This window comes from Microbacterium sp. (assembly GCF_031178445.1).
GTDB lineage: Bacteria > Actinomycetota > Actinomycetes > Actinomycetales > Microbacteriaceae > Microbacterium.
Window position 1 is genome coordinate 1 of record NZ_JAPSIY010000021.1, and the last position, 4870, is coordinate 4870.

Below are 4870 nucleotides of genomic sequence, written 5' to 3' on the forward strand. Positions count from 1 at the left end.
GCGGGGGAGGCGAGGTGGTAGTCGATCCGCCAGCCGGAGTCGTTGTCGAACGCCTTGCCGCGCATCGACCACCACGTGTACGGCCCGTCGACCTCGCCGTGCGCGGCGCGGCCCACGTCGACCCAGCCGAGACCCGTGGCGCCGGCGCTGAACGACCGGGTGTCGCTGAGCTCGCCCACCATGCCGCGGCCGACGCCCTCCTGGCCGCGGACGGGCTCGCCCGCCGCGCCGAGCAGGCGGTCGAAGTACGCGCGCTCGCGTGCCAGGAAGCCGGCCTTCTTGACGTTGCCCTTCCAGTTGCGGATGTCGAGCGGACGGTGACCCACGTTGAGATCGCCCGTCACGAGCGCAAGACCCCCCGAGAGCTCGGCCATCCGGTGCTCCATCGCGTCGAGGAACGCCCACTTCGCATCCTGCTTGGCCGGTGTGTCGGCCTCACCGGTCGGGACGTAGGCGCTCACCACGGTGAGGGTCTCGCCGCCGAACGCGAAGTCGGCCTCGATCCAGCGGCCGTTCGACTCGAGCGCGTCGTCGCCGAGCTCGATGCGTGAGATCGCGCACTCCTCGCGGCTCGCGATCGCAACGCCCGCGCGTCCCTTCTGGAGCGACGCATCGGCCACCACGCGCCACCCGGGCAGGGCCGCCTCGAGATGCTCGAGCTCGGCGCGCACCTCCTGCAGCGTGATGATGTCGGGCTGCGCGGCGTCGACCCACGCCCCCATGCCGTTGCGGGCCGCGGCGCGGATCCCGTTGACGTTGACAGAGGCGATGCGGACGCTGCGGGGCATGCCTCAAACGTAACAAGGGGCCCCGACATCGGATGTCGGAGCCCCTCGTCGAAAGCGGGATCAGCGTCCCCGCAGGACCGCCTGCTTGACCTCGGCGATCGCCTTGGTCACCTCGATGCCGCGCGGGCACGCCTCGGTGCAGTTGAAGGTCGTGCGGCAGCGCCACACGCCCTCCTTGTCGTTGAGGATGTCCAGGCGCACGTCGCCCGCGTCGTCGCGCGAGTCGAAGATGAAGCGGTGCGCGTTGACGATCGCGGCCGGACCGAAGTACTGGCCGTCGGTCCAGAACACGGGGCACGACGACGTGCACGCGGCGCACAGGATGCACTTCGTGGTGTCGTCGAAGCGCTCGCGGTCGGCGATCGTCTGGTGACGCTCCTTGCCCTTCTCGGGCTTGGAGGTCGCCTGCAGGAACGGCTGCACCTCGCGGTAGGCCGCGAAGAACGGATCCATGTCGACGATGAGGTCCTTCTCGAGCGGCAGACCCTTGATCGCCTCGACGTAGATCGGCTTCGAGATGTCGAGGTCCTTGATCAGCGTCTTGCACGCGAGACGGTTGCGGCCGTTGATGCGCATCGCATCGGACCCGCAGATGCCGTGGGCGCACGAGCGGCGGAACGCGAGCGATCCGTCCTGATCCCACTTGATGCGGTGCAGCGCGTCGAGGACGCGGTCGGTCGAGTACATCTCGACGTCGTAGTCGACCCAGCGCGGCTCGCTGTCGACCTCGGGGTCGAAGCGCCGGACGATGAACGTGACGAGGTACGCCTGGACGTCCGTTGCCACGGACTCCGGGTCGGTGTCTGCGACGGGCTCGGTGACGGCGGTGGCGGCCATCAGTACTTCCTCTCCATCGGCGGGTAGTTCAACTCGCCCTGCTCGTTCTTGGTGAACACGACGGGCTTCCAGTCCAGCTTGATGTGGTCCTCGGGGTCGGACGAGTGCGGATCGCCCGTGAGGTACGCCATCGTGTGCTTCATGAACTGCTCGTCGTTGCGCGCCTGGTAGTCCTCGCGCATGTGGCCGCCGCGGCTCTCGCGACGGTTGCGCGCGGCGTAGGCGACGATCTCGGCGATGTCGAGCAGGAAGCCCAGCTCGACGGCCTCGAGCAGGTCGGTGTTGTACCGCTTGCCCTTGTCGTCGACGTAGATGTTGCGGTAGCGGTCGCGGAGCTCGGCGATCGTGCCGAGGACATCCGTCAGGGTCTCCTCGGTGCGGAACACCTGGGCCTTGTCGTCCATCTCGTCCTGCAGCTTCTTGCGGATGTCCGCGATGCGCTCGGTGCCCTTGGCGTTGCGGATGCCCTCGATCATCTCGCGGACGCCCGCGGCCGGGTCCTCCGGGAGCGGCACGAAGTCGGCGGTCTTGACGTACTCGACCGCGTTGCGGCCCGAGCGCTTGCCGAACACATTGATGTCGAGCAGCGAGTTCGTGCCGAGGCGGTTGGCGCCGTGCACGGACACGCACGCGCACTCGCCGGCCGCGTACAGACCGGGCACGACCGTGTCGTTGTCCGCGAGCACCTCGCCCGCGTTGTTGGTCGGGATGCCGCCCATCGCGTAGTGGGCGGTCGGCATGACGGGCACGGGCTCGACGACCGGGTCGATGCCCAGGTACGTGCGCGCGAACTCCGTGATGTCGGGGAGCTTGGTCTCGAGCACCTCGGCGCCCAGGTGCGTGCAGTCGAGCAGCACGTAGTCCTTGTGCGGACCGGCACCGCGGCCCTCCCGCACCTCCTGCACCATGCAGCGCGCCACGATGTCGCGCGGAGCGAGGTCCTTGATGGTGGGGGCGTAGCGCTCCATGAAGCGCTCGCCCGAGGCGTTGCGCAGGATCGCGCCCTCACCGCGGGCGCCCTCGGTGAGCAGGATGCCGAGGCCGGCCAGGCCGGTCGGGTGGAACTGGAAGAACTCCACGTCCTCGAGCGGCAGACCCTTGCGCCACACGATGCCCACGCCGTCACCCGTCAGGGTGTGCGCGTTGGAGGTGGTCTTGAAGATCTTGCCGAAGCCGCCCGTGGCGAAGATCACGGCCTTCGAGTGGAACACGTGCAGGTCGCCCGTGGACAGCTCGTACGCGACGACGCCCGCGATCTGGGTCTTGCCGTCGGCGTCCTTCACCGTGATGAGGTCGAGCGCGTAGAACTCGTTGAAGAAGTTGATGCCGAGCTTGACGCAGTTCTGGAACAGCGTCTGGAGGATCATGTGGCCCGTGCGGTCGGCCGCGTAGCACGCGCGGCGCACCGGGGTCTTGCCGTGCTCGGCCGTGTGACCGCCGAAGCGGCGCTGGTCGATCTTGCCGTCGGGCGTGCGGTTGAACGGCAGGCCCATGTTCTCGAGGTCGATGACGGCCTCGATCGCCTCCTTGGCGAGGATCTCCGCGGCGTCCTGGTCGACGAGGTAGTCGCCGCCCTTGACCGTGTCGAACGTATGCCACTCCCACGAGTCCTCCTCGACGTTCGCGAGCGCCGCGGCCATGCCGCCCTGCGCCGCGCCCGTGTGCGAGCGAGTGGGGTAGAGCTTCGTGATCACGGCGGTCTTCGCGCCGGGGCCGGCCTCGATGGCCGCGCGCATGCCGGCGCCGCCGGCGCCGACGATCACGATGTCGAACTGGTGGTAGTGGACGCCGTCGCGCACGACGGACTCGCTGGTCTGGCTCGTCATATTCCTTTATTCGTCTTCGTCAGGCCGCGGCCTGGCACATCTCCCACAGCGTGCTCTCGGGGTTCACACCCAGGCACGGGTCGAACGTGAACACCACGAGCGTGCCGAGCACGATCATGACGGCGGTCACGATCCACGTCACCGCGACCAGCGTCTTGCGAGCGGTGCGGTTGAGGACGTAGTCGTTGATGATCGTGCGCATGCCGTTGGCGCCGTGCAGGAACGCCAGCCAGAGCATCAGCACGTCCCACCACTGCCAGAACGGCGAGGCGAACTTGCCGGCGACGAACGCGAAGTTGAGCGCCTGGACGCCGCCCTCGGGCAGCACCAGGTTCACGAGCAGGTGGCCGAAGATCAGCACGATCAGCACGACGCCCGAGGCGCGCATGTAGACCCAGCCCCACTTCTCGAGGTTGAGCCCCTTGTTGCGGGGGACGCTGTGCGGCGTGCGAGGCGCGGCGAGGCTGTCGGCGGTCATCAGTGACCCCCTCCCATGTGCGAGAACGTGTTGATGAGCTGGCGCGGCACGAAGGCGGCCATCGTGACGGCCCAGACCGCCAGGACGCCCCAGAACAGCTGACGCTGGTACTGCGCGCCCTTGGACCAGAAGTCCACGAGGATGATCCGCAGGCCGTTGAAGGCGTGGAACACGATCGCTCCGACGAGTGCGATCTCGCCGAGTCCCATGATCCAGTGCTTGTACGTGCCGATCACGGCGTCGTACGCCTCGGGGGAGACCCGGATGAGCGACGTGTCCAGCACGTGCACAAGGAGGAAGAAGAAGATCGCGACACCCGTGATGCGGTGCAGCACCCAGGACCACATGCCTTCACGGCCGCGGTACAGCGTTCCTCGTGGGACCTTCGAGGTGGTCTCCGTCACCGACAATGTCGTTCGCGTCTCAGCGGACATGTCGTTCCTCCCTGATCGTTGCGAGGTCGTCGCCCGGGAGGCGCGCGACGCGGCCGTGGGCACCCCAACTCTACTTCGCTCCTCGCGAGCACCGCAGTGAAGGCGTGCCTAACTATCTCGATGTCGAGAGAAGTGACCACGGTCGCGTGCCGGAAAACGCCGCCAGATAGCCTGGCGGCATGTCTGCACCGATCCAGGACTTCTTCGCCGTGATCCCCGCGGGCGGCGTCGGGTCCCGCCTCTGGCCTCTTTCCCGAGCGGAAGCGCCGAAGTTCCTGCACGACCTCACCGGGTCGGGCGTCTCGCTCCTGCGCAACACGTGGGATCGGCTGCTGCCGCTGACGGGGCCGGATCGGATCGCGGTGGTCACGGGGAAGGCTCATGAGCACCGGGTCGAGGAGGAGCTGCCGGAGGTGCCTCTCGACAACGTGTTCATCGAGTCGTCCCAGCGGGAGTCCGCCGCGGCGATCGGCCTCGCGGCCGCGATCCTGCAGCGCCGGGAGCCGG

General features: G+C 68.1%; 6 protein-coding genes. 1 reads left to right on the forward strand and 5 read right to left on the reverse strand.

Annotated elements, in window-relative coordinates:
- The 5 genes from RIN43_RS16040 to sdhC all read right to left on the reverse strand — a co-directional run.
- The coding region (locus RIN43_RS16040; RefSeq protein WP_309129928.1) for an exodeoxyribonuclease III at positions 1-788 on the reverse strand (788 nt) is incomplete at its 3' end.
- Between the two features lie 60 nt (positions 789-848).
- Positions 849-1625, reverse strand: coding sequence for a succinate dehydrogenase iron-sulfur subunit (locus RIN43_RS16045; RefSeq protein WP_309129929.1), 777 nt, complete (start codon positions 1623-1625; stop codon positions 849-851).
- Complete coding sequence (sdhA, locus tag RIN43_RS16050) at positions 1625-3451, reverse strand: succinate dehydrogenase flavoprotein subunit (protein ID WP_309129930.1); 1827 nt, start codon at positions 3449-3451, stop codon at positions 1625-1627. Before sdhA ends, RIN43_RS16045 begins: the two co-directional genes overlap by 1 nt.
- 19 nt (positions 3452-3470) lie before the next feature.
- Positions 3471-3929 (reverse strand): succinate dehydrogenase hydrophobic membrane anchor subunit, encoded by a 459-nt coding sequence (locus tag RIN43_RS16055; RefSeq protein ID WP_309129931.1) that lies wholly within the window; start codon positions 3927-3929, stop codon positions 3471-3473.
- Positions 3929-4363: a succinate dehydrogenase, cytochrome b556 subunit gene (gene sdhC / locus RIN43_RS16060; protein ID WP_309129932.1), complete on the reverse strand. Its 435-nt coding sequence runs from the start codon at positions 4361-4363 to the stop codon at positions 3929-3931. Before sdhC ends, RIN43_RS16055 begins: the two co-directional genes overlap by 1 nt.
- Positions 4364-4542: 179 nt before the next feature.
- On the opposite strand from sdhC, the gene RIN43_RS16065 reads away from it, so the two are divergent.
- A partial coding sequence (locus RIN43_RS16065; RefSeq protein WP_309067395.1) for a sugar phosphate nucleotidyltransferase occupies positions 4543-4870 on the forward strand: 328 nt, incomplete at its 3' end.

Excerpts from the sequence above, each read along its gene's own strand:
- sdhA (WP_309129930.1), bottom strand. The coding sequence starts at position 3,451 with ATGACGAGCCAGACCAGCGAGTCCGTCGTGCGCGACGGCGTCCACTAC.
- sdhC (WP_309129932.1), bottom strand. The coding sequence starts at position 4,363 with ATGTCCGCTGAGACGCGAACGACATTGTCGGTGACGGAGACCACCTCG.
- RIN43_RS16045 (WP_309129929.1), bottom strand. The coding sequence starts at position 1,625 with ATGGCCGCCACCGCCGTCACCGAGCCCGTCGCAGACACCGACCCGGAG.
- RIN43_RS16055 (WP_309129931.1), bottom strand. The coding sequence starts at position 3,929 with ATGACCGCCGACAGCCTCGCCGCGCCTCGCACGCCGCACAGCGTCCCC.